General features: G+C 36.7%; 19 protein-coding genes and 1 riboswitch. Of the genes, 3 read left to right on the forward strand and 16 right to left on the reverse strand.

Annotated features, from left to right (window positions below; all coding sequences use genetic code 11):
- Positions 1 to 6 precede the first annotated feature (6 nt).
- From NYE73_RS16035 to NYE73_RS16055, 5 genes are all read right to left on the reverse strand, one after another.
- Positions 7 to 489: a LytTR family DNA-binding domain-containing protein gene (locus tag NYE73_RS16035; RefSeq protein WP_254659972.1), complete on the reverse strand. Its 483-nt coding sequence runs from the start codon at positions 487 to 489 to the stop codon at positions 7 to 9.
- Positions 490 to 857: 368 nt separating this feature from the next.
- Positions 858 to 1784, reverse strand: a complete 927-nt coding sequence (locus NYE73_RS16040; protein WP_048392280.1) for an alpha/beta hydrolase fold domain-containing protein — start codon at positions 1782 to 1784, stop codon at positions 858 to 860.
- A gap of 195 nt (positions 1785 to 1979) precedes the next feature.
- On the reverse strand, positions 1980 to 2264 hold the full coding sequence (locus tag NYE73_RS16045) for a hypothetical protein (RefSeq protein WP_259955479.1): 285 nt from the start codon (positions 2262 to 2264) through the stop codon (positions 1980 to 1982).
- 504 nt (positions 2265 to 2768) lie between these two features.
- Complete coding sequence (locus NYE73_RS16050) at positions 2769 to 2906, reverse strand: hypothetical protein (protein WP_233732048.1); 138 nt, start codon at positions 2904 to 2906, stop codon at positions 2769 to 2771.
- A 10-nt stretch (positions 2907 to 2916) separates the two neighbouring features.
- Positions 2917 to 3393, reverse strand: a complete 477-nt coding sequence (locus tag NYE73_RS16055) for a hypothetical protein (RefSeq protein ID WP_259950876.1) — start codon at positions 3391 to 3393, stop codon at positions 2917 to 2919.
- Positions 3394 to 3883: 490 nt separating this feature from the next.
- On the opposite strand from NYE73_RS16055, the gene NYE73_RS16060 reads away from it, so the two are divergent.
- On the forward strand, positions 3884 to 6844 hold the full coding sequence (locus NYE73_RS16060; RefSeq protein WP_259950874.1) for an S-layer homology domain-containing protein: 2961 nt from the start codon (positions 3884 to 3886) through the stop codon (positions 6842 to 6844).
- Positions 6845 to 6931: 87 nt separating this feature from the next.
- Here NYE73_RS16060 and NYE73_RS16065 read toward each other — a convergent pair whose 3' ends face one another.
- The 3 genes from NYE73_RS16065 to NYE73_RS16075 form a co-directional block, all read right to left on the reverse strand.
- The gene (locus NYE73_RS16065) at positions 6932 to 7084 is read right to left on the reverse strand and encodes an IS3 family transposase (RefSeq protein ID WP_081010949.1); all 153 of its coding nucleotides are present in this window, start codon (positions 7082 to 7084) and stop codon (positions 6932 to 6934) included.
- Positions 7085 to 7493: 409 nt separating this feature from the next.
- Complete coding sequence (locus NYE73_RS16070; RefSeq protein WP_259950873.1) at positions 7494 to 10064, reverse strand: vitamin B12-dependent ribonucleotide reductase; 2571 nt, start codon at positions 10062 to 10064, stop codon at positions 7494 to 7496.
- Between the two features lie 200 nt (positions 10065 to 10264).
- Positions 10265 to 11044 (reverse strand): lipoate--protein ligase family protein, encoded by a 780-nt coding sequence (locus NYE73_RS16075; RefSeq protein WP_081010955.1) that lies wholly within the window; start codon positions 11042 to 11044, stop codon positions 10265 to 10267.
- Positions 11045 to 11307: 263 nt separating this feature from the next.
- Between NYE73_RS16075 and NYE73_RS16080 the strand changes: the two genes are divergently transcribed.
- Both NYE73_RS16080 and NYE73_RS16085 read left to right on the forward strand, forming a co-directional pair.
- Positions 11308 to 11694: a rhodanese-like domain-containing protein gene (locus NYE73_RS16080; RefSeq protein ID WP_004231073.1), complete on the forward strand. Its 387-nt coding sequence runs from the start codon at positions 11308 to 11310 to the stop codon at positions 11692 to 11694.
- Between the two features lie 524 nt (positions 11695 to 12218).
- Positions 12219 to 12295, forward strand: a riboswitch (glycine riboswitch).
- Between the two features lie 152 nt (positions 12296 to 12447).
- Positions 12448 to 13785, forward strand: coding sequence for an amino acid permease (locus NYE73_RS16085; protein ID WP_066036347.1), 1338 nt, complete (start codon positions 12448 to 12450; stop codon positions 13783 to 13785).
- Between the two features lie 34 nt (positions 13786 to 13819).
- Here the strand turns inward: NYE73_RS16085 and NYE73_RS16090 are convergent, their stop codons facing one another.
- From NYE73_RS16090 to NYE73_RS16125, 8 genes are all read right to left on the reverse strand, one after another.
- Complete coding sequence (locus NYE73_RS16090; protein WP_048392274.1) at positions 13820 to 14785, reverse strand: glutaminase; 966 nt, start codon at positions 14783 to 14785, stop codon at positions 13820 to 13822.
- 69 nt (positions 14786 to 14854) lie between these two features.
- Entirely contained in the window at positions 14855 to 16270 is a 1416-nt protein-coding gene (locus NYE73_RS16095; protein ID WP_259950872.1) for a M20 family metallopeptidase, read from the reverse strand.
- Positions 16271 to 16289: 19 nt separating this feature from the next.
- Entirely contained in the window at positions 16290 to 17510 is a 1221-nt protein-coding gene (locus NYE73_RS16100; RefSeq protein WP_259950871.1) for an MFS transporter, read from the reverse strand.
- A 300-nt stretch (positions 17511 to 17810) separates the two neighbouring features.
- Positions 17811 to 19112, reverse strand: a complete 1302-nt coding sequence (locus tag NYE73_RS16105) for a hypothetical protein (RefSeq protein ID WP_259950870.1) — start codon at positions 19110 to 19112, stop codon at positions 17811 to 17813.
- A 154-nt stretch (positions 19113 to 19266) separates the two neighbouring features.
- Positions 19267 to 22116 (reverse strand): hypothetical protein, encoded by a 2850-nt coding sequence (locus NYE73_RS16110; protein ID WP_259950869.1) that lies wholly within the window; start codon positions 22114 to 22116, stop codon positions 19267 to 19269.
- Between the two features lie 264 nt (positions 22117 to 22380).
- Entirely contained in the window at positions 22381 to 24660 is a 2280-nt protein-coding gene (locus NYE73_RS16115) for an ATP-binding protein (protein WP_112118808.1), read from the reverse strand.
- 50 nt (positions 24661 to 24710) lie between these two features.
- Positions 24711 to 24869, reverse strand: a complete 159-nt coding sequence (gene comX, locus NYE73_RS16120; RefSeq protein WP_048392269.1) for a competence pheromone ComX — start codon at positions 24867 to 24869, stop codon at positions 24711 to 24713.
- 276 nt (positions 24870 to 25145) lie between these two features.
- On the reverse strand, positions 25146 to 25529 hold the full coding sequence (locus tag NYE73_RS16125) for an SMI1/KNR4 family protein (RefSeq protein WP_054549147.1): 384 nt from the start codon (positions 25527 to 25529) through the stop codon (positions 25146 to 25148).
- Positions 25530 to 25536 lie beyond the last annotated feature (7 nt).

A 25536-nucleotide genomic window follows, 5' to 3' on the forward strand; every position in this document is an offset into this window, starting at 1 on the left:
ATCACCTCAGATTCCTAATTGCTTCTTAATTTTGCTTACATAACGCCTAGAAGCGTATGTTTTCGTGCCATTCTTCAATTCAACTCCGATTGTACCTGTTCTACTAATGTCCATATGCTTGATCATGTAGCGATTGACTATTTCAGCATTTGAAATACGGAGAAACATTTGAGGATTGAGCTTTTCCTCCAGCTCATAAAGACGCAAACGTACCGTATAAACACCGTGAATGCTCTGGACACAAACCTTTTTTTGCTCTGTATAAATACGCACGATCTCCTTACTATCGATCAATTCAACGCCTTTATGGGAGAAAGCTAATAAAGTGCTTTCTGCTGTCGTAGTAATAATTTGCATAAGATGCTCAATGTCATCAGTCATTTTATCTGTGAGAATGATTACTTTGGGTTCTTTATATGTAGGGTCAATCGATATTTCCACCTTCATATGATCACTGTCCTTTCTACGCCTCACTATAAATTTTTCCATACATGTTGTAAATGGATTATCGACAACTGGTCGTTATCAAGGAATAAGTGGTAATCTCAAAGATTCTGGCGAACAATAAAAACACCCTTTAAATAGGCCTATCCAAAGGGGTTAAACGTACAATTTAGCTTACTTAGAATCTTTTTTTACTTACTAGTAGGGCTGTAAAAACACCCATCATATTCAGGAGCTTTTAAAATATTGGAGGTAAGCTCTAATGATTGATTAAATTTTCCCAAATCAATTGCAATGATTGAGTGTTTTGAGACACTTTTATTTTTCAAACATCTACAGATAAATAAACCTTGCTAAAAATGTACATAGAAAAAAACGTATTTTGAATGGCTCAAAACACGTTTTTCTGTGAATTATTTACTTAGGATATTGATAATCTTCTGTTGCGCATCCACTGCCTCAGGGATTGGCATCACAACAAACACATGATTCATCTTAGGATAAACAAAGGTATTGATTGCAACGCCTTGTTCTGTTAACTTCTCATCAAACTGTATTGCATCTGGATATAAGCTTTCGTGGGACCCAATAAAATGAGTTATCTTGCCAACTCCTTGAAAATCGCCGTAAATTGGACTAATTATTGGATCCTTTAGAGCTTTATCAGCTGCCCATATTTTTGTTATGACTTCCATTCCTTCACTAGCTAACATGGGATCGTTTTCTTCATATTCCTGAATAAGTGGATTTTCTAAACTCATATCAACACATGCCGACAATAACATAATATCTTGTGGTTGAGGCAGACCGTCTCGCTTCAACAGTTGAATTAGACCAAGTGCTATATTTCCACCTGCTGAATCTCCTATAATGGTTAATTGATTGGAGCTTTCAATAGATACTAGAATCTCTTTATATAAGCTGAGCATCTTTGGGTAAGTATCTTGATAGCTAAAATGAGGGACTTTTGGATAGATAGGCGCAATAACTTTTGCATTTAAGGCTTGTGCCATTTTATCCATGAACAACCAGTGTAAATTTAAAGGTTGATTCGTCCAAGCTCCACCATGAATATAAAGAATCACCATTTGTGATGAAGACTTTTGGTCATTTAAAATAAAAACCTGCATATCCTCGAATGTTTGCTCCTTCAAAGCGCTTAAAAGATTGACATCCTCCCCAATCACATAGGGGTGAATATTTTCTGTTCCTCTTTGCTTAATAAATTGTTGAGCATTTTCAATACTAGAAAAGCTCTTTTTATTACTTTGTGAAAACAACAATTTTTCAAATTGCACACTCTCTACAGATCGTTCTCCATTAAAAATTTCTATACTCATGTTTTTCTCTCCTTTTATTGTTCATTCTGTTTCCAAACATGTAATGATTAATAAAGTGATGTGCCAAACCACTAAAACTGAGTCTCGACGATGGTAAAATGCATCTTTTTAGCGAACTTTATTTTAATTCCATATTTTGAAGAATACTCCTTCTAAAATCTATCATCAAATAAAAAGACCTTCCTGATGTAATCCCTAAATGTAAAGAGCATTGATTGTGCTGTATATAAAAAGCTGCCATTTTGAAACAAAATGACAGCTTTGTTGTTGAAAAAAGATGATGTCAACAGCAGAAAAAGTAACTTTGCAAGGTGAGAGGTTGATTTCCGTTCCGCCAGCGTCCTTTCCAGGGGGCGTCCGATGAGCCGCTTCACTCACTTCCGTTCGCTGCAGGGTCTCATCTGTGACGCTAAATCCCCTAGGAGTGACGCTGGCTCCACTCCAATCAACTATTCTGCAAAATGTCTTTACTTTTTTCATAGTAGTGGAGCGATCAAATCGCCCATTATCTATATTCTTAGAGGGTTATTTTCAATGTGGAGATGTGATGCTTGACAACACCACTTCATAAAGAGTAGTGAACACCTTCAATTTACTAAAAAACTTTCGCTAAAAAGGTAACACTTTGGTGGGTTGGAGTGGAAGGCTACTTGACTCCCGTGGGATAGAGAGACAGGCGAGCCACTAAACAGAGCGGTAGCGGAGGAAGCGGCTTGGCGGTCGCCCACAGGAAAGCAAGTAGCTTGCAACGGAAATCCATTTCTACCTTTCAATTGACTGTTTTATTTTTCAACACTTAGAAAGCTGCCGTTTTGAAACAAAATGACAGCTTTCGATTAGGTATCTGTTCCCTCCAACCTACCGCTATATTATTCGAGGTGGATTTGATAATGGCGAGTAACTATACCTATCCCATTTTCTAACCTCTTCCACTCTATGAATGGGGCTAATCAATTTTGTCTTGCTAAATGTAGATAGTTAAGATTAATTATCCTGAAATAATTCATCTACTTCTTTTGATAAAATTTCTACCTCATCTTCTGAATTTGGAAATAGGGCTTGATTTGCCTTTTCATCTATTGCTTTATGTTTTTGCTTGTCTATTATGTGGAGTTCCATCATTCAGAGGTAGCTATACAAAAGCGACACGTATGTATTCCTCGTTCTTTAAGCTTTCAAGGTGATGCAATTCAAGGTCATCCATCGTAATACGACGGATTTTTAGTTTTTTATCATAATCCCCTGCCCAGAACCTAATTAATTCAGCACCTTGCTCTGGTTGTATATGTTCCTTTAAATAACTTAAAAAATCTTCTAAAAATTGAGGACCCCAATTTCCCTCGATGCCGTATACAAAGGATTTTTCATTATAAAGCCCTAAGTCATAAGGTGGATTATTCCATTCAAATATATTCAAATTTTCAAAAGCTGATTCATCTGCTGCATGTAAAACTCGTGCATCATCATCCATCAAATGCAACGACTGTGTTGGTGTACTCTCTGTAATTGGATATAATTTTTTTAATTCTCTTACTGTTATTTCAGCAATTCCTGTACAATCAACTGTTTGTAAAGCACTGTTCGCCACTAGGACAGAATATAACGTCATATGCTTGTCTCCTTAAGCTTTAATAAATGAAACTCAAAATATTCTAAGCAAATCAATAAACTAACCTGCTCCACATACATTATAGTGGATTTAACATAAATATCCAAAAAATCATCTCGTTCTACAAACTAGCTAGATGATAGGCTCTCTCTATTCCCTCAAAAAAAAACAAGGAGTAGTCATGATTTTTTTAATAATTGTAAAACTGCTCATTTAAAAACAAAGGGCAAAATTTAGGAGCATGTTTAAAATAACTGATAAAAATCTGATAAATTATTGAATAACACGAAAAGATTACATATTCAAATATAAGTATGGATTAAATGTATTTATTAAAGACTTGTAAAACTCTTCTATCTAAATAGGAAAATTCATTATTTTTTTGAGAGTTATTTGAGAGTTTGTTTATTTATAATAACTTTGTTAATGAATCCTCATTATAAAAAAATATAAAACGAGGCATTATCCTATTCGGAAAGGAGAAAAAGTTATGAAAAAAAGCAAAGAATTATTGATAATGACAATTTGTATGTTATTACTTAGCTTGTTTCCTATAAGTTCTGTAGGAGCAGAAGAATCACAAATTGAAGAGCCGATAGCGCCGGAAGAATCTCAACCTGAAGAGTTGATAGTTCCGGAAAATGTTTCCTATGCGAGACATGAAAAAGTTGGTGATGATATCTTCCTTGGAGGAAAATACATTGAGATGGGGATTTCAAAAGGTGGTTCGTTTGGAACGGAAAGTGCAGCCCCAATAGATTTCCATCCTACTGGACGTCAAAATTTAGGATTTACAGTGGATTCTGATGGGTTTGATAGTGGGGAAGCAATGAACAGTGGCGATTATTTCTTACCAGGAAGCCCATACGAAGGATTTTATGTTGGTTATAAAGAAAGTGATGATAGCACAAAAGTATTTTTAAATGCAAATGCTTTAGGATCTATGGAGATTCTAATGAGCACTAATGAAGATTTATCGACAGAAGATAATTTAGTAGCAAAAACGAGTGGGGTAACGTCTGATGGTGCATTAAAAATAGAACAAACTGTTTCATTTAAAGCAAATGATAAATTCTTTAAAGCTACAGTTAAAATGACGAATATGACAGATAGAGAACTTTTAGATGTACGTTATATGCGTTCTGTAGATCCTGATATTGATGCGGATAAGAATCTTATATTTGATACTATCAATTCGGTTCCATTTAACTATCCGAATGATGCTAAATCTGTTGTATTATCGAAGGGTCCTATTACTGGAAATGCATTGATTTTGATGTCTACAGATTCAAAATCACGCGCATCCATTAATAGTTCCAATCCATTTGATCCAACTGCATTTAATGATGACGGTAAAGTAGCTGAAACAACTTATGATTCATGGATTGGTTTAACTTTTGCTGTTGGTAACATGAAACCTGGTGAAGCTAAAACAGTTGAGTATTTTTATAGTTTAGATAGCAATATTGAACAGACTTTAGAGGATGTTGAAAATAATTCAACACCAACTGTAAGCAATAATGCAACATTAAGAGACTTAACAGTTAATGCTTCAACTGTAGCAGAGTTTGAATCTGAAAGGGAAATATACAACGTAGAATTACCAGCAGGTACTACTACGGTTCCAGGTGTAATGGCGACTGTTGCAGATAAGGATAAAGCGAATGCTGTTGTGACAAATGCAACAAGTTTACCAGGCACAACAACAATTGTTGTCACAGCAGAAGATGGGTTTACAACAAAAACATATAGAATTAATTTTACGGTTAAAAATTTAACACCAACTTTAAGCAATAATGCAACATTAAGTAATCTAACTGTTAACGCCTCAACTGTAGCAGAGTTCGAATCTCAAAAAGAAATATACAATGTCGAATTACCGTCATACACTACTATGGTTCCTAAGGTAATTCCGACTGTCGCAGATAAGGATAAAGCGAGTGCAGTCGTGACGAATGCAACAAGTTTACCAGGTACAACAACAATTGTTGTCACAGCAGAAGATGGATTTACAACAAAAACATATAAAATTAATTTTACGGTTCAAAAATCAAGTAGCAATGGTGATACATGGACATCAAATTCTATCCCTGCAACAACTAATCCAAGCTCGACAACAACGAAAATCCAAGTAGCATTAGAAATTGATGGTAACCATCCACTTGAAAAAACAACAGTGGAAATTGAACGCACTAAACATGCCAATGGTGAAATGATAGACTTTGTCAACTTCACACCAACGCAAGCATTAGAAACTGTAGAAAAAGCAAAACAAATTGGCAATAACATTGCACGTATCGTCATTCCTGATGTGAATGATGAAGTGGATAAAGTAACAGTAGAAATACCAAAGCAATCTCTACAAACATTACGTGACAATGGTTTATCACTAGAAATTTCAACAGTAAATGGTCATATTGCAATTCCACAAAGCTCAATGGAAGGCCTTGACGATAACTTCTACTTCCGTTTAGTACCAGTAAAGAAAGAAAGCGAGCGTCAAGCGATTGAAGAACGCGCTAAAGTAGAAAAAGTTGTCCGAGAGACACTACAAAGTAACGATTGGGGTGTGGTAGCTCGTCCAATGACAATAGAAACGAATATGCCAAGTCGTCCAGTACAAGTAACACTACCACTAAGAGATGTAAAGGTACCAACAGAAGCAGTAGCACGTCAAAGATTCTTAGAGCAACTAGCCGTCTTTATTGAACACTCAGATGGTGAGAAAAAAGTGGTCTTTCCTGAAGTCGTCACAATGGCAAAGGGTGAGCTTGGTCTACGCTTCACTGTAGATAAGTTCAGTACGTTTACCATTATTCAATTTGAAAAGCCAGAGGTAAGCGAGCATGAAGCTTATATTAAAGGATTCCCAAACGGCGCATTTGGTCCTGATAAGAATGTTACACGTGCACAAGTAGCGATCATGATGGCTCGTATTTTAGGCTATACAGAAGGACAAGCATTAAAGAAAGCACCGTTTAAAGATGTAGCCAAAAACCATAGTGCTGCAGGAGCAATTGCCTTTGTAAAAGAACAGGGCATTATGAATGGTGATAACAATGGTAACTTCCATACAAATGCCAACATCACACGTGCTGAAATGGCGGCAGTCGTAGCCAACTATAAACAGCTTTATGTTGAAGAAGGTGTGGCAATTACGTTCAAGGATACTGAAGGCCATTGGGCACAGTGGATTATTGAAGCAAACCGTACTGCAGGCCTCATCAATGGCCTTGAGAATGGAAGCTTTGCACCAAATGTTGCTTTAACACGTGCACAAGTAGTCGTAATGATGAACCGCATGTTTGAACGTGGTCCATTAAACGGTGTGACAAAACCAAGCTTCCCAGATGTCAAAGCAACACATTGGGCATTCAAGGAAATTGAAGAAGCCGCAAACTCTCACTCTTATATAAAAGATACAGTTGGAAAAGAACAGCTTTCAGAATAGAAAAAGCCAAATACAAGAGGCTGAGACAAAAAAGAAAAATGTTAGATCGCTTGTATTGGTAGTGACCCCTTAAAGTTAGAGTTTTATTTATGCAGCTAATTGGCTGGCATAAGTTCGGTATTTTACTGAACTCATGCCGGCCAATTTTTGTTTAATTCGATCATTATTATAGTAATCGATATACTTTTCTATTTTCTTCTTAAACGCTTCGTAGGAGATCAATTCTTCTCTGTAATACATTTAGCCAAAGAAGTTCTCCATGGCCGCATTGTCTGCACACGTTGCTTTACAGACATGCTTAGGAAAATCTTATTTTGCTTGAATGTTATCACCAATGATGTTGATAGTGCCACCCCTGGCTTGAATGAATTGCTGCACAAAATCATTTCATTTAGTTTATTTAATGTATCTAACAACACTTCTTTTTATTGTACTAACATTCCCCTACAACTCAACAAGAGTCGCCTAATTGAAGTAATTTGCACCTCAAAAAATTCTTCTTGTTATACAGCCAATTATAATTTTAGATGTTCTGTTTGTGTTAGACATGAAAAATACCCCTTTAGATAAAATATCTAAAGGGGTATTTCATTGCCATTATGATTGCAACTTTATTTCAAAGCCACAACAAATTAATTTAAAATATTAATTACAGGCCGCATTTCAACTGTGCGCCACAGTTTGTACATGTATTACAGCCGCCCATTTCTTCGACTGTGCCTTTACGGCATACTGGGCATGTATTCCCAACGTCTGAGCCAATAACAGTTGTTGACTCTAACGCTTGAATCGTATCTACTAATACGACTGGACGTTTTGTATGTTCTTCAACCAATTCCTCTTCAAATGAAAGTTGATCCATATCATTTTCTTCTGCTTTTAGTGTAAGTACTTGTGAATCACGGCTACCGTCAACATAGACCGTACCACCCTTAGCGCCACCTTTATATAGTCGCTCGTACACTTTTTCAACTTGCTGTACTGTATAGCCTTTTGGTGCGTTTACAGTTTTAGAAATAGATGAATCGATCCATTTTTGAATAATACATTGCACATCCGCATGCGCTTCTGGTTTTAGCTCCATTGCTGTAACGAACCATTCTGGAAGCTCTTGCTCATTTACTTCTGGATGATGGTTCAGATATTCTTGGACAATTTCAGCTTTTACTTCAATGAATTTACCTAGACGACCAGAACGATAGTACGTGAAGGAGAAGTATGGCTCAAGACCTGTTGCTACCCCTACCATTGTTCCTGTTGACCCTGTTGGTGCAACCGTTAATAAATGTGAGTTACGGATACCAGTCGCTAAAATTTGCTCTTTGATATGAGCAGGCATTTTTTGCATAAAGCCTGTCTCTGTAAAGGCTTTACGTAAACGAGCTGTTTCTTCGTCTGTAGCACCTACTAAGAATGGGAAGCTACCACGCTCCTTCGCAAGCTCTGTAGACGCCTCATACGCAGTTTCAGCGATTGTTTTAAAGATTTCATCGACTAACGCATTACCTGCTTCTGAACCGTATTCTTTTTCACAGTAAATCAGCAAATCGGCTAAGCCCATAACACCTAATCCGACACGACGTTCACCAAGAGCTTGTACACGGTTTTCTTCTAAGAAGTAAGGTGTCGCATCAATCACATTATCCTGCATACGAACACCAACACGAACTGTTTCACGTAGTGCTTCGTAATCAACTGATTGATTTTCTTTATTCGCAAACTGTGCTAAATTCACAGCAGCTAAGTTACACACAGAATATGGTGCAAGTGGTTGCTCACCACATGGGTTCGTCGCTACAACACTTTGACCGTATGCCTTTGCATTTGTCATGTCATTGGCGTTGTCAATGAAGAAAATACCTGGCTCTGCCGAGTATGTTGCACATACATTAATTAAATTCCATAACTCTTTCGCTTTAATTGTACGGTATGTGCGGACTTTATAGCCCATTTTCTCCCATTCACGAACATCACCAACTTCATGCCATTTCGTGTTGTAAACGCTCATTTCTTCCTTTGTATATTCTTCAACAGCTGGGAAACGAAGCTCGAAGTCAGCATCTTTTTCAACTGCTTCCATAAATTCTTTTGTTAATGTCACAGAAATGTTGGCACCTGTTAAAAACTCTGGGTTATGAACAGTGTACGTGCCACCATCACGTAATTTATTTTCAGCCTCACGAATGATAGCTGTATCAAATCCACCTAAGCCTTCAATGTTTTTATAATTCACGATGCCTTGATACATCGCTTCTTCTTGCATAGAAAGTGGCTTGAAGTTTAATTTTTCTTTGGCTAGACGGATGATTGTTTCATCCGTTGTATTTTCGATCAGGTAACGCAGAATACGTGGATTTTGCATTTTGGAAATAATAAACTCCACAATATCTGGATGCCAATCTGCTAGCATAATCATTTGTGCGCCACGACGTGATCCACCTTGCTCCACAAGATGTGTCAATTTAGCAATATCATCTAACCAGGAAACAGAACCAGATGATTTACCGTTTACACCACGAGCTAATGTGTTGCGTGGACGTAATGTTGAACCATTTGTTCCTACACCGCCACCACGGCTCATAATCTCCATTACTTGCTTACGGTGATCACTGATACCTTCACGAGAGTCAGCGACAAATGGCATCACGTAACAGTTAAAGAAAGTTACATCTGTTTCAGAACCAGCTCCATAAATCACTCGTCCAGCTGGAATGAATTTCAAGGATACTAATTGCTCATAAAATTTTTCAAACCATTCTTGACGTTTTTCTGGTGTTTTTTCAACAGCGGCAAGGCCCGTTGCATTTCGTTTTGCAATTTGTTCATAAAATATCTCAAGAGGCTTTTCTAACACGTCAATTGAACGCGTAATCACACCCGTTTCTTGCTCTTGCGGATCGTCTAATGCGCTACGATAATCCTCTTCAATCAAAATCTCTGCTGTTTTTGTAGACATATCCAATTTTTGAATTGTCCCTAAACCACGTGCAGGAAATTTCGGATCAGCTTTTACCGTTAATACAACAAAGTCGCCGGCTTTCAATGTTTTCTTTTCTGTGTCTTTAAACGAATAGCGATCGATCATGACAAGTCTTGATACACCTTTGTGTGTAATATGCATATCAGATGTTACGGGGTGTACCTGCGGGAATTGTTCAATATCTTTGTTTAACTGTTCAAATTGATTGTTTACTTCGGGTTGATGATTTGTGAGTACCATCGTTTAGCCTCCCTTGTTTTCTTCATTACAAAATAAATACACAATATCTTGTGTCGTTAAACACTACATATTGTGTATATGTCTTTAAAAAAGATACTATATATAGTTTTTTAATTCAACTCTTGCTTTTTTTAATAGATTCAGAACTACTTGTTATGACTAGGATTGAACGTTAAAAAATATTTTTTTCATACCATTTTTTACTTTTTAAAGTTCCACTCATCTGAAGCATATTTTTTTTCTTCTAAAGCTTGCACATATTCTAATTGCTCCTCAGAAAGTGTAAATGGTTTTAATTCAATTTGCAACGATTTTGCAAAGCCATCTCTAAAAGCTGTCACACATTGTTCAACTGTCACTGGCTCTTTTACAAGACTGTTGATGGCAACAGCCTTTTCTGGTAGCTTTCTACGCATACGATTCTTCGCTTCTTCACTGGAGAAATTAAATACGGATAATAATTTCTCTTGATCCAAATCTAATAAAATGGCGCCATGCTGTAAAATGACACCCTTTTGACGTGTTTGAGCACTTCCAGCTATTTTTTTCCCTTCTACGACAAGTTCATACCAACTTGGTGCATCAAAGCAAACAGCACTTTTTGGACTCTTCAGGTCCGCTCTTTTCTCCTCTGTATCAGGTACACTAAAATAGGCATCCATACCTAGGTTATGGAAACCTTGCAAAATTCCCTCACTTAACACACGATATGCCTCTGTCACAGATTCTGGCATATTCGGATAGCTTTCCGTCACAATGACACTATAAGTTAGCTCATGTTCATGTAGGACAGCTCGTCCACCAGTTGGTCGACGTACAAAACCTAAGCCTTGTTCACGCACAGCATCTAAATTAATATCTCTCTTAGCTTGTTGAAAATAACCAATGGATAATGTCGCAGGCTCCCACTCGTAGAAACGAATTACTGGTGGAATTAACCCCTCACTATGCCAATCAAGTAAGGCTTCATCTAGTGCCATATTAAAAGAAGGACTACATTTCCCTGAATTTAAAAAATACCAAGTTGTCATATGCTCATCTCCTACAAATATAAAATGATCCATCAGGCCCCACCTGTGGGTCAACTTTAACGAATATTATACTACAGTTCAAATTGCGAACGATTGCTTGTGTAACGAAAAAAGCGAATTCGCTACAACCTAGTTAATTTTATCAAACTCATTGGACTATCGCTAGCGCATCTTTTATAATAATAGAGAAGATAGAAAGGGGTAAGAAAATCTTGGACATACTTATCACAATCGGTGTCGTTTTAGTAGTCACAATTGCATATATCGGAATTAATGCACTACGACTCAAAAAAGCCGTAACCAACCTAACACAAGAGCAATTCATAGAAGGCTATCGTAAAGCCCAGCTGATCGATGTTCGTGAGCAAAAAGAATTTGATGCTGGTCACATTCTTGGTGCACGAAATGTGCCTTCGACAACACTACGTCAACGTTATAAAGAAATCCGCCCAGATTTACCAGTATATCTATACTGTCAAAATACAGGCCGTAGCTCACGTGCTGCACTATTTCTTAAAAAACGTGGGTACAACCAAATTTACCAACTTCAAGGTGGTTTCAAAACTTGGACAGGTAAAATAAAAGCAAAAAAATATTAATGCTCTCATCAAAAAAAGTCGTCTCAAAGTACTATGAGACGGCTTCTTTTTTAAAAAATTCAGAGTTTCTACTATATTATATCTATTTCAAATGATGCTGTACGAGCTTCATGTCATTAAAATAAAAAAGTAAAGCAACAAAACGCATTATAGTCCCCTTATTTGATACAAAATCTACTTTGAACGAGTTCGCTACTTGAGTCGGATCCTCATAAAAATGAGCGCTTTGATGTCTTTTTGGAGCGGTTTTCACTTATGTTTGAGCACTTCGAAAGCTACGTTGAGCAATCTTCCAATAAACCACCTCATATTTAAAAACTCCTTCACGAAACACTTTGTATGACCAAAAATACTATTTTTCGTTAGAGATATGCCAGTTACGAACCCTATTCTTCTATTTTTCTGAAAATAGTTAAAATTTATTGTTGAATAATTTTAGAAGCACTGTTAGGATGTATAATATCTTACAATAATAATTGATTATCAAGTTAATAAGCTATGAATGCTATGGATCAAACTATAGCAGGAGCAGTTCTGGAGAGAGCGCACATTGCGTCGCCGAAGGGTTCACTATCTCAGGCAAAAGGACAGAGGAGTAATACAGCTTTTATAAGCGATGCTACACTATTTCATGTAGACATCTGCGAATAAATGGTATTTGTTATTCTGACGTTTTTCCGAGACTAGTGTCACAACTAGTCTCTTTTTATTTTTCCAGTCATAGTTTTTTATGCATCTTTGAGGGGGATTAACGTGGAACAGCAACAATTAAAACGAGATTTAAAAAATCGCCATGTACAGCTTATTGCCATTGGTGGAACAATTGGGACTGGTTTATTTTTAGGCTCTGGAAAAGCTATTGCCTTAGCAGGGCCTTCGATCATCCTAGCCTACTTAATTGTAGGGACAGCGCTATTTTTTGTGATGCGTGCCTTAGGCGAATTGTTACTATCCAATGCAGGCTACACTTCATTTACGGATTTTGCATCCGAATACATAGGGCCTTGGGCAGGTTATATCACAGGTTGGACATACTGGTTCTGTTGGATTATGACGGCGATGGCAGACATTATTGCGGTGGGGGTATATACACAATATTGGTTTGATATCCCACAATGGGTGCCAGCCATTGGTTGCCTTGTATTGTTATTACTACTAAATCTATTAACTGTTAAGCTTTTTGGTGAGCTAGAATTTTGGTTCGCTATTATTAAAGTTATTACAATTGTAGCACTTATTATTATTGGTCTTATTATGCTAGTAACTGGCTTCCAAACTAGCTCAGGAGCAGTATCAGTTGAAAATCTATGGGCACATGGAGGCATGTTCCCAAATGGTATATACGGCTTTTTAATGGCCTTCCAAATGGTTGTCTTTGCATTTGTTGGTGTGGAATTAGTGGGGGTTTCAGCAGCTGAAACAGCAGATCCTCAAAAAAATATTCCTTCTGCCATTAATAAAATTCCATTTCGCATTTTACTTTTCTATGTAGGGGCATTATTTGTCATTTTATGTATTAACCCATGGTATGAGATGTCTGCTTCAAGCAGCCCCTTTGTCCAAGTGTTTACATTAGCAGGTATCCCGATTGCTGCTGGTATTATAAATTTTGTTGTGCTTACTTCAGCGGCTTCAGCAGGTAACAGTGGGTTATTCTCCACAAGTCGGATGCTCTATAATCTTGGTAACAATAAACAGGCATCTCCAGCATTCGCCAAACTCAACAAAAACAGTGTACCAAGTAATGCACTCGTTATTTCTACTATTGTTGTATCAGCTGGTGCTCTGTTAAGTAAGTTGATGCCAGAGAACGCCTTTAGTGTTGTGACGACGATTAGTGCAATTTGTTTTATCTGGGTGTGGAGCATTATTATCATTTCGCACATTATCTACAAACGAAAAAAACGTGCTTTACATGAAGCTTCAATCTTCAAAGCACCACTGACACCTTTTATCAACTACGTCGTGCTTGCGTTTTTCGCCTTTTTATTAATGGTGATGTTTATTTCTGAGGCTACGCGTACGGCACTGCTGTTAACACCAATTTGGTTTATCGTTTTATTTATTATTTATAAAATGAAAAAAAGATGACTTCAGACTAAGCGCTGAAATCATCTTCCACTTATTAAAAAATAGTCATATCCCATTCTGTTGCTAGCTGTTTCAGCAACTGTACACCTGCCACACTGTTTCCTATTGGATCAATCGCTGGTCCGTAAATTCCGATACCACAGCCAGTAGGAAACGGCGAGTGTAGGCCTGCATGTCCTGGAACAGCCGCAAGAATCGCACCTGATACACCACTTTTGGCAGGGAGACCAATAAATGCCGCAAACTTCCCTGAGGCATTGTACATACCACACGTTACCATCAAAGCCTTCGCTAATTTTGCCACTTGTTTTGGGAATAGCTGTTTCTTTAACAGTGGGTGATAGCCATCATTCGCAATAACTAGGCCAATCATGGCTAAATCTGATACATTGACTTCAATTGCACATTGCTTCAAATAAACCTCAAGCGCCGCCTCTACTGGACAATCTAAAAACCCTGAATCCATTAAGTAATAGGCCAATGCTCGATTACGATTAGCCGTTTGCCACTCTGACTGGAATACTTCTTCATTGATACTCAATTGCTTGCCTATAATTTGTTCTAAAAATTGTAGAATCTTTGTGACCTTCTCTTGTGGAGAATGACCAGCCAACATGGAGGATACCGTAATAGCCCCAGCATTAATCATCGGGTTAAAGGGTTTACCTGGCTGATGACTTTCTAAGCGAATAATTGAGTTAAAGGTATCTCCTGTTGGTTCAACATCTACTCTTTCTAAAACATATGGTAAGCCTCGATCCATACAGGCTAAAATAAAGGTAATAACCTTGGAAACGCTTTGAAGGGTAAATAGTTCTTCGGTATCTCCCGCTTTGATTTCGTGGCCTTCAGTCCCAACAATCGCCACAGCTAATTGATTAGGATCTTTTTTGGCTAAAGCAGGGATATAATTAGCACATTGCCCTTCTTTGGTAGCTGCACGATACTGTGATACCCACTGTGCTAGAAGATGATGCTGATGATTGGGTTGTGTTGACATGTCGCGTTCTCCTTTCAAAATGAGGCAAAAACAGAGCCTTCATAGTTCTCCTATGAAGACTCTATCCTGTTAGCGCTTAGGTGGCTGTGTTCCCTCTGGAATTAAAGATTGATATGTTTCACCATCTAGACGTTCTTGCCATTCCTTTTTCGCTTTTTCAATGTATAGAGGATTATCCAGCAACGCTAAGGCTGTACAAGCCATAATTTTTGCAGCCTGTAGCATCCCTTTATGCGCTATTGGGGTCACTCCCTGAGACACTACCTGCCATGTATGTAATGGTGTCCCTAATGCCATGCATACAGTTGTACACTGTACGGTTGGTACGTTCCAGCTAACATCTCCAACATCTGTAGAGCCACCCATAATAAATTCAGGTAGCATGCCTGGAACATGATCAGCAATCACTTTTCCTTGTAATAGCTTGGCATCTTCTTTACGCAAGCCCACTAATGAAGCTGCTTGTACTTCTGGTGTAAACGTATTGAAAATAGCCTGCGCATACTGTTCATCCTCTATTGTATAGTCTGGCATTCCAATTTCAAGTATTTGTTGATACATCACATCATAAAGTGTTTTATTTGTTATAAGATTCGAAGCAGCACCTTCAAACTCGATGTCCACTGACGTCCCTGTCATCATTGTGGCACCCTTTGCAATGTTCTCAACGCGTTGATAAATTTCCTGTACTTGCTGCTTTTTAGGTGCCCTAACTAGATACGTTACCTCTGCATATGGTTGAACTACATTTGGCGAAGTTCCGCCAGAATTAGTAATGGCATAATGCACACGTGCTTCTGGAATGATGTGTTCTCGTAAGTAGTTTACCCCAACATTCATAAGCTCAACAGCATCTAAAGCACTTCGTCCAAGATGTGGTGCAGCTGCGGCATGAGCACTTTTGCCCGTAAACTTAAACGTTGCGGCATAGTTTGCTAGAGAACTACACGTCATCACAGTCGAAAACGTACCTGGATGCCAAGAGATCGCGATATCAACATCATCAAAAAGGCCAGCCTTTGCCATATAAGCTTTACCAGATCCATTCTCCTCTGCAGGGCAACCGTAAAAACGGATTGTTGCTGACTGATGATTTTGCTCTAAATAATCCTTTACAGCAACAGCAGCTGCGAATGCGCCAGTACCTAATAAGTTATGACCACAGCCATGTCCGCTTCCACCATCCACAAGAGGCTCATGTTGTGTCGCCCCACCTTTTTGACTCAAGCCTGGAAGCGCATCATATTCACCTAAAAAGGCAATTACAGGCTTGCCAGAACCATAAGTTCCAACAAGCGCTGTTTCAAGACCCGCAACACCGACTTGTGTTTGAAAACCCTCTTTTTCTAGTGCCTGTTTCATATATTCCATCGATTTCTTTTCTTGAAAATGAAGCTCGGGTACAGCCCAAATTGCATCGCTTAATGCTACTGTAGCTTGCTGTTTTGCTTCAATTAACATTGAAATTTTCTCATGATAACTCATATTTGTCCCTCCAATTTCATTATGCTTTTAACAATGTTCCTTTTTGGTCGTTTAGTGTGACAAGCGACACAATACAGATAAGCGCAAAGCCAATTAACATCCAAAAGGCTGCATCAAAGGAGCCATTAAAGGCATCCACCATAAATCCAATTGCCATCGGTGTAACAAACCCTGCTAATTGTCCCCCTGTATTGGCAATTCCCATTGCAGAACCTGTAATAGAAGAAGGTAATTTCTTGAGTACAATAACAGGTAGTAATGTAATGACAAACGCAATAAATATCGAAACGACTGTTTGGTAACCAATAAATAACGTCACTGTTTTGGCAGTAAACATTAAATACAATAAAAGACCAATGACTGCGCAGGAGATGGAGCCTAACACTTTCTCCATACCTTTTGGTAGCTTATCAATGATATAGCCACTACCATATACACCAATTATCGTTGTAATGGCAGGTATTGTTTGCGCCCAACCAATGGACATTAAATCCAAGCCTCGATTTTTTTGAAGATATGTTGGAATCCAAGAAACTAATCCCCAGTTAACTGCATAAATACAAAAATAAGCAATGATTAAATTCCACATTAGGGGTGTTTTCAGTAACTCTTTAAAATTCACTTTGTTCGTAGTATTTTCTGTTCCAGCTGTTGCTGCCTCATCTTTCGGGAGTTGAATGTATTTCCAATATATAAAGGCAATTATTGCCCCAATTGCCCCAATGATAATAAACATCATGCGCCAGCCAATCGTTCCTAATAAATAAGCAGCTAGCAAAGGGACGATGAGTGAAACAATGCCACCAGAAGTAAGCATGATGGACATCGCTCTACCTCTTTCCTCTTTTGGGAAAATCGTAGCAATAATTTTAGAGCTTGATGGCTGAAAACCACCCTCACCAATGCCAAATAAAAAACGAATCACAATCATCGCTGTTAAAGACCAAGCAATGGCTGTTAGACCAGTAAAAATAGACCACATGATAACAGCCATCAATAAAACTCGTTTTGCGCCAAACTTATCGGCAAGCCAGCCACCCGGTATTTGCATAATGGCATAGCCTAAAAAGAAAGCGCTTAAAATAATACCCGTTGAAGATGCATCCAGTTGCAAATCCCCTGTAATCGAAACTACTGCGTAGTTCATAATATAGCGATCTAAATTCCCTAAAGACCAGCCTAAAAATAAAAGTGCAAGGATGACATTTCTAGATTTCTTCGTTATTTCATTTGTTGTCATTCATATCCCTCCCATATATAGAAATCCTCTCTTTATTGCCACGACTATTCTTGAATATGCTTGCCCCCTTGTCCGTAAATCCCCTTTTATATACCGACATTTTCGTTATATATTCGTATAATAATCAAAGTTCAATAAAAAGACAATATTTTTTTGAAAATTTCTAATAGATAATCGTCTTCGTAAATCCATATTATTTACCTAAATAACCGCTAAATTCATTAATTTATCAGTATTTAAGGCTTCAAAAAGCATAAAAAAATGTCCCACACCATTTATTGGTTTGGGACATTTTTTTATTTAGACAAGTTGATACATTTTAATAGGTCTGCCTCGAGTATGCTGCAATTCTTCCCCACAAATTCTCGCTAAATCTACATTACATAAATCTGCTACGATTCGTTGGGCATTTCTCTCGCTCATTTGCAGTTGTGTCGCTAAATCCTTTGTCGTAAAATGCTTCCAATGCATTTTTTGTACAAGTGCATGGATTTTCATATAGGTTTTAATACTAATATTCCCTTTTTTTAGTTTTTCTAAAATATAAGGGTCTTCTGCTCGGTAGGAATAGGATAGCTCTTCTACATTCCCTACCGATTCAATAATGGTGCCATCATCCTGTATCATCACGATGTCAATAGCCTCGTTTTCCTTCGTCTGTCTTAGTCCTCGGTGAGCATGTAACTCAGCATTGAACACTGTTTGAGCAAAGCCAATGCCTGCTGTCACCTTCGTCTCCATTTCAATCGACAACTGATACATTTTTTCCTGTAAAAATCGTATTTGCCCTTCAATCGCACCTCTTGTACTAAAGATCGTATATTTACCATTCCCCTCTTCAATAAGAGAGCCATCAATCTGTTCACAGAGCTGTAGTAGATTTTCCTTCGTACGCAATTCTAAATATTGAATACGATAGCCTTGCTTCATGCGCTCTTTTAATGAATCGAAGTCCTTAATTTCAAGCATGACTGCACCAATTTGTGTCTCTTTATAGTAGGACGTTTTGATCTTCTCTGTAAAAAGCTGAACTGTATGATAAATTTCTGTTTTTGTCGGGGAAACCCAATAAGATGGAACGCCTCGTTTCTTCAGCTCTTCATCAACAGAGGGATAACAAGTAATCGCAAAATCAATTTTGCCCGCCTGCCAAAGACTATAGTGGAAATCAAATAGCTCTTGTGGATCAATAGCGACATCAAATTCCTTTAAATACATATGATGGACATTATGCTGAATCTCTGCAAGACTTTCTGAAGCCATTTGAGAAGGCGAAGGAATAATATCGATACTAACATTTTCTATAAACTTTTTTTGCTGATAGGATTGCTCTAAAAAACCCCGATAAATAGCCGCTTCGGAAAAAATAATATGGGTCAATTTATCTTTGGATACATTCGTTTGACTGGCAAGCTTATAAGGGATGTAACCAGAAAACAACCAGAAATCGACAGCCTGATTATGTGTCTCCACAAGATGTTTTGTTTCCGTCGCCATTTCATATATATACGGAATAAATTCCATATCCTGTTCGATTTCTCGTGCTAAGGCAATAATTCTTTCAACGGATTGAATGGGACCAACAACACCTATTTTATACATCTTTTGTTCCTACCTTCTTTGTGAAACTACAATCTTTTATGTAAAAAATTTATTCCTTTGTTGTACATAGTATAGCGGACAATCAAATTACTAGACAAATCTTATGTATAAAGAAAAGCCTCGAAAACTATTCGAGGCCATCTGGAAGTAACAATTATTGCTCGGTTGGATACATGTTTGTATAGAGTAACTCTAATCTTTTAGAGAGCTTTCCATAGGCTGTTTGCCATGCTTTACGTGCAGCATCATTACTGCTCCCTGCTGGTTCGTATATAGCATGCACCTCTTCAACCTTCTTCAAATCACCCTCTGCTTGCGTGAGCTTCGAATAATTTTTAACAACCTTCTTATCAGCATCACTCAGAGCATCATAGGCTTTACGGATTTCACTTACTTTCTCCTGTAAACCATTGATATATTCACCTTTTACAAGAAGTGAATTGATGGATTCAATTAATGACAATGCATTTTCATTCGTTTGCTGTTGTCCTTTTTGCTTATCAATGATCAATTGTCTAGTTCCTGCATCAATCAGGCTCACTTGTTTAGATGTAAGCTTTTCATATGCCTTGATCACAGTGATTGGATTTGAAGCAAAGGATTTCTCATAGGTCTTCATAAAGCTTTCCACTTTTTTCACGTCTGCAAGCGCAGTTTTTAAAATATCATAGTTTGTAATCAGTTTTTTCTCACTTGAACTAAGGCTACTATATTGTGTAGAAAGATTTTTAATACGTTCAATCGTTACGACATAGAGATTATTGGAAACAATTGTGGCAATATCATTATTTAGCTGTGTAATTTTCGATGCATTTTCATCTATATTTTGATTTTTTAATAAAGCTTCATATTGTTCTTTTGCTAAATGCTGCTGATTCGCAGGTAATTTCGCATAAGCTTTTTGCACTGTTTCAACTTTTTTAGCCTTTTTCGCAGCATCTGTTTCTTCTCTAGCAGTCTGTATTTTTTTATAGAATGATTTTACTCCTGTAATATCCTTATTTGCTGCTGTTAATAAATAATAATTTGTCACGTATTTTCTTGCAGCTGAAGACAATTTTTTATAGGATTCAGAAGCTGTATTAACAGCGGTTTCTAATTGATTGAATGAATATTTCGTAACATCCGCAAATTTGGCTATATCCGCCTTTAACGCCTCTGCTGCTGCTTTATCAGTAGGCACTTTACCATTGCCATCAACTGAAATCTTTGGCGTGTTTAGTAAAAATTCTTCAGCATTATATACAAGTGATTGCTGTAAATTTGTAAGATTATTATAAGCTTTTAAAGTACCTGTATAGCTTGAATTAAGTTTACTTTCCGTTACACCAGTTGTTGCAGATAATTTTTGATAGGCATCCATATCTTTAATTACTTTTTCAGCTGCTTTTAAATCTTTCTGTAAGGTAACAAGACTATCGTAGCCATTAATTTGTGCTGCTGAGGCTTTTGTTAAGCTCTTATATTCCTTGATCATTTGATTAACATTATTGACATGACTTTGCCATGAACCAGCAGACGGATTGAACGGATAAACATCATCGCTAATATAGCTATCTATAACATTATTTAAATTTATAATTTGGCTTTCTTCTGCACGTTCTGCTGTAGTCAAACGCTGCACATACACATCTGGCACTAATTTTAATTGTTTATACGTTAATTTTTCATAGGCTGTACGGATTGATTTAGCAGTCGTCACTTGTTTATTAGGCGTACTATTTGTAGCTAATTTATCAAATGATTTAATGAATTGCTCCACCTTTTTAATATCCGATTTAGCCTCAGACAAGATTGCTTGGTTTTGAACAGCGGCTCGGTAGCTTTGTGATAATTTCTCAATATCCGCTTCGATTGTCTTCACGCTCGCTTGCAAGGAATCAACATCCGAAGCTACATATTTCACAAGTGAATTCTCATAAGATAATAAATTAATAATAGCTTGATTGAGTTTTCTGACTTCTTTTATCTCTTCAAGATCATTTGGCTCGTTTAATAGTTTTTTAATGCTCGTATATAGGGTCTCATCTACATCTAAGCTACGCTGTAACAGATCTAGCTTATTATAAGCCTCTTCTAGTTCCTTTATTTCTTTTTCATTACTAGTCTCTATTTTGCTCCATTTTTCATTTAACTTAGTTATTAATTCAACATCAGCAAGTGCTCGCTTTAAGACATCATAATTAGACACATTACCTTTAGCTGCCGCTGATAAGGATTGATAGTTTTTTTCTAGTTCCGCAACTTTAGCACTAAATTCTGCTAAGCTTGATACATTGTATTTATTATCATTGACCAGTAAAGCTTTAATCTCTTTCGTTAAAGTATCAGTGGGTTGTTTAGAGACTGTGATGGTATCAGATAGTTTAGATTCCGCAAAAGAAAGACCCACTTTTGCTTTGACAGTGACAGCAATATTTTTAATATCCTTTTCAATGGCATCCTTCGGAATCGTATATGTACTACCTGCAGCTCCCTCTATGATAGTAAAGGAGTTATCACCTAATTTATAAAACCATTGATAACTATATGTAATTTGATCACTTTGCAATTTTGCACCATTCTTATCAGTTACAGTAATACCAGCTACTTTCACTGTTTCTCCAGGTGCTACAAAACCAGCGGATTGACCTTCTAACGTTGGAATGGTGATATCGAGCTCTAATGGCTGAATAGTGCGCGGTGCACTTTTAAATTTTTTACCGTCTGTCGTAGTTGCTTCCACAAAAATACTTTTTCCAGCTGCTTCAACAGGCACTTTTAAGGAAATAGATGTTGCTCCCGAGATGGGCTTATTTGTTGAACCCTCTTCACCAGTAATTTCCTCTAGATAATACCATTGATAGGCATTGACGATTGAATCATTTGGTAATTTTTCTACTTTTAATGTTGCATTGACAATATTTTCTCCAGTGACTGAAACTGTTTCGGCCGCACCTGCTACAGTGGGAACGATAAGTGCAACAGGAATAGCTGCTGCTGTTAAAAATAATTTTTTATTCAAATCTATTGACCTCCTCAATCCTTCTCCTGAATTATATCGGTCATATGGCCATAATTTCCTTGAATATTAGGTAAATACTCTAAAAAGTGTATTTTTTCCTGATTTACTATTTAACAAATAATATTTTTTTGATAACGTTTTATCATTTTTGATTATAAATAAATACTTTTCAAACAAAAGCCTTCTAACCCACATTCGTAGCCTCTACGAAGAGATTAAAAGGTGTTAAAAAAATATTTGCACTTATGCTTCCGCTTCATCTGGTTATCCTCGTATCATATAAGTTGGTCGGGTCAGGGTCTTATAGGTATAGGGATTCGTATGTTGGGTTTCACTTACTTGGATACGAATCGTCATCCCTTCTCCTACTTTGCTATCTAATGCGAATTTCCCATTAAAAGCTTGAACGCGCTCCTGCATGCCTTGTATGCCCATAGAATCGGCAAGTAGAATATCATCTATATTACAACCAACACCATCATCGCTATACAAAATTTGGAATCCCTCTTCGGTGCCCAATAAATGTATTTCAACTGTATTAGCATAGGAATGTTTTAACGCATTGTTTAATAATTCTTGAAACAGTCGATAAATCATTAAATTTAAACGCTCATCCTCTAAATAAAGGCGGTCAATCGTATATATCAAAACAAAATTAGCCCGTTTATGGATTTTCTGTATTAATTTTTCAAGGGCTGCATTTAAGCCCAATGTATCTAATAGAGGTGGCTTTAAGTTTTCGCAGTAGCCCCTCAAATCATTCAGAGAGATAATCATATGTTCATGAAGCTTTATAAGTTTAGATGGGATCTCCTCTTTTTCTTTGGTATGCATGAGGACATCCATTTCCCTTGCAATGTGCAGTTGTTCTTGCAAAATCGTATCATGAAGTTCCTGTGCTAACTGATATTTTTCTTCCTCGAACCTTAGCCAGAGTAATTTATTGAGCCATGGTAGCTGTCGATTATCAGCTTCTTTCATATGCTTTAACTGATTTAAAAGCTCCTCAACCATTTTTGTGTTTTCGATAAAATTATTTAAATAGAGCAGCAATAATTCTAGCCATAGCAGTTCCTCGTCCTTGAGATAAATCGTTTTATTATGATCCACAACAAGGATTCGTTTATAGTTCACATCCTGATGAATAAAGGCGATATAGAAATGATCTGTCTTTTTTATATCTCCCAAGCCTAATCGTTCGACTAGTACCTCATCTATTTGATGCTGCGTGTATTCTTTAGATTTATTTGTTAAGGTAACTTGATGTGTTTGAAAATCATAAGTGAGCACATACACACTTTCCATTTCAAGCTGAACCACAACCTCCTGTACAAATTTCTCCAATAAGTCCTCAATCTTCACCACTCTACCAATACTCTCAACGGTCGTATACAAGCGGTGGATGTAGTCGCCTTTTGTAGAAAATAAAATTTTCCGCTTACGATAATCAATCCGCTCTTTAATGTAGAACAACGCCATTAACGATAGAAAGGCAAAAAAGAAAATCTCCGTCATGCGCGAAACTGATAAATCTGCAAATAAATATAAACCGATTAACAGCCATATCGTAAAGCCAAATGAGAAATTAAAATAATAACGCAATCGAGAAATGAAATACTCCATATCAAAAATACGTTCAGTGAGTTGTGTGAAAATGAAGCTGAATGGAATTAGTAAAAGAAATATGGAACTTATATCTGCCGAAAGAATTTGCCTATGAAAAAAAGTCTCAGGTAACGCATATAGAAATAAGAAAGGTATAAATGGAATAATAATACTACTAATAAGTATTTTAAGTTTTGGCACTCTATATATAATATAACTAATAATCATAATGCTAAGAATGGCTACTAGTAATAAGAAAAATATGCCCAAAATAATACTTGAAACTAGAGAATGAATGTCGTCAAAGACTATACCGAAGATACTTAGAATTACTACAGTTAGAGGAAGTATATATAATACCTTAATATTTTTTAACAACGGCCATTTTATATTCAGAAAGCTAAAATACTCTTTTAAAAAATGTAATAAAAGAACTAGGCAGAGTAGCATACTACCGCGATTAACAATAATTCCAAAATTATTTAAGATACCAGAGGCACCTAAGCTTACATATGCTAATGATACAGTTAATATAAACAATATCAATAAATCCAATAATGGCGTATTTCTTTGTTTAAAATATAAATATAATGAAATCATTAAAGTTAAGAAAAAGTAACACGTTGGTACTATAAAAACAAAATAAAAATACTCAGGAATAGCTAATGGTTTTATTTGGATGTGAACCAAATTCCCATTAGGTTGCATTATGGTTAAACTCTTTGCTTCCCTGATAATATATTCACTTTTTATAAATGGAATGTCGTTTATTTTATTTCCATCGATTTTTACTACATTATCTCCAGGAGTTATTTGTCGTTCTGCTGCCCAGTCTTTATAATAAAAATCTGTTACAAGCCATTGTTCATTCTCTTTTTTTATTTTTATACCTAAAAATGAAGTGCTATAAGTAATAAATAATAAATAAACACCCAACATTAAATAGATACTTATAGCACTCAAAAACCATTTTTCTTTTATTTTTAATTTTAGTTCCACAGTCCCCACTCAGGACCTAACTTTTCTTCAAAAGAATCTAATATTGCTTTTTGTTCAAGTTCTGTTACACCAATGAGAGAAGCTTTTTTTTCTTTTAACAATGTCACTAACGTCGGATTTTGCTCTAAATACTGAATCATGTTAATCATTAAAATCGCCTCATTTCTTCATTTTTTTAGTTTATAGTCACTATTTTTTGCCAATAATTCCTCTTAATAAGGAATTATTAACCATTTATGTAACTATATTTTCATTATACTACCTCTCTCCAATAATTCAACATAATTTTCTAAAAAATTCAAAAAATAATAGATTACGTAATAATTTTGCTTTATTTTCAATTATTTTTCTCCAATAATAGACATAAAAACAAATGAAAAGCTCCTTCCTTCTAGTAGGAAGAAGCTTTTCATTTTTCTCTTTTGCTAATACTGACACCCTTCTTGTAGCCACTTGTAGAAATCACATGTAATCAATGTTGCATGCTTTGGGTTCATATCACCACTATCTACTGCTAAAACACGATAATCCTCTGCCTTTATGTCCATTAAAAAGACCATTCCTCCACTATCATCACCAATTGCAATATAGCCTTTTGCATATTCCTCCACTTCCCAAGTCTGGTTTCTTTCTATTACTTCCTCTGTACCATAAATGAACACGCCATTCGTAAACGATAAACCGTTACTTTCCTTTAATACAAGTGTATACGCACTCGGAAGTTGACAATTCAGCCTATGTTCTATGTGTACAATTTGGTGATCTGTTGCTGGTGGATTAGCTGTATAGCTATTATGTATAGGTAACATGTCGTCA

Origin of the sequence: Lysinibacillus sp. FSL K6-0102 (assembly GCF_038003545.1) — a bacterium.
In the GTDB taxonomy this organism is placed as follows: Bacteria; Bacillota; Bacilli; order Bacillales_A; family Planococcaceae; genus Lysinibacillus; species Lysinibacillus capsici.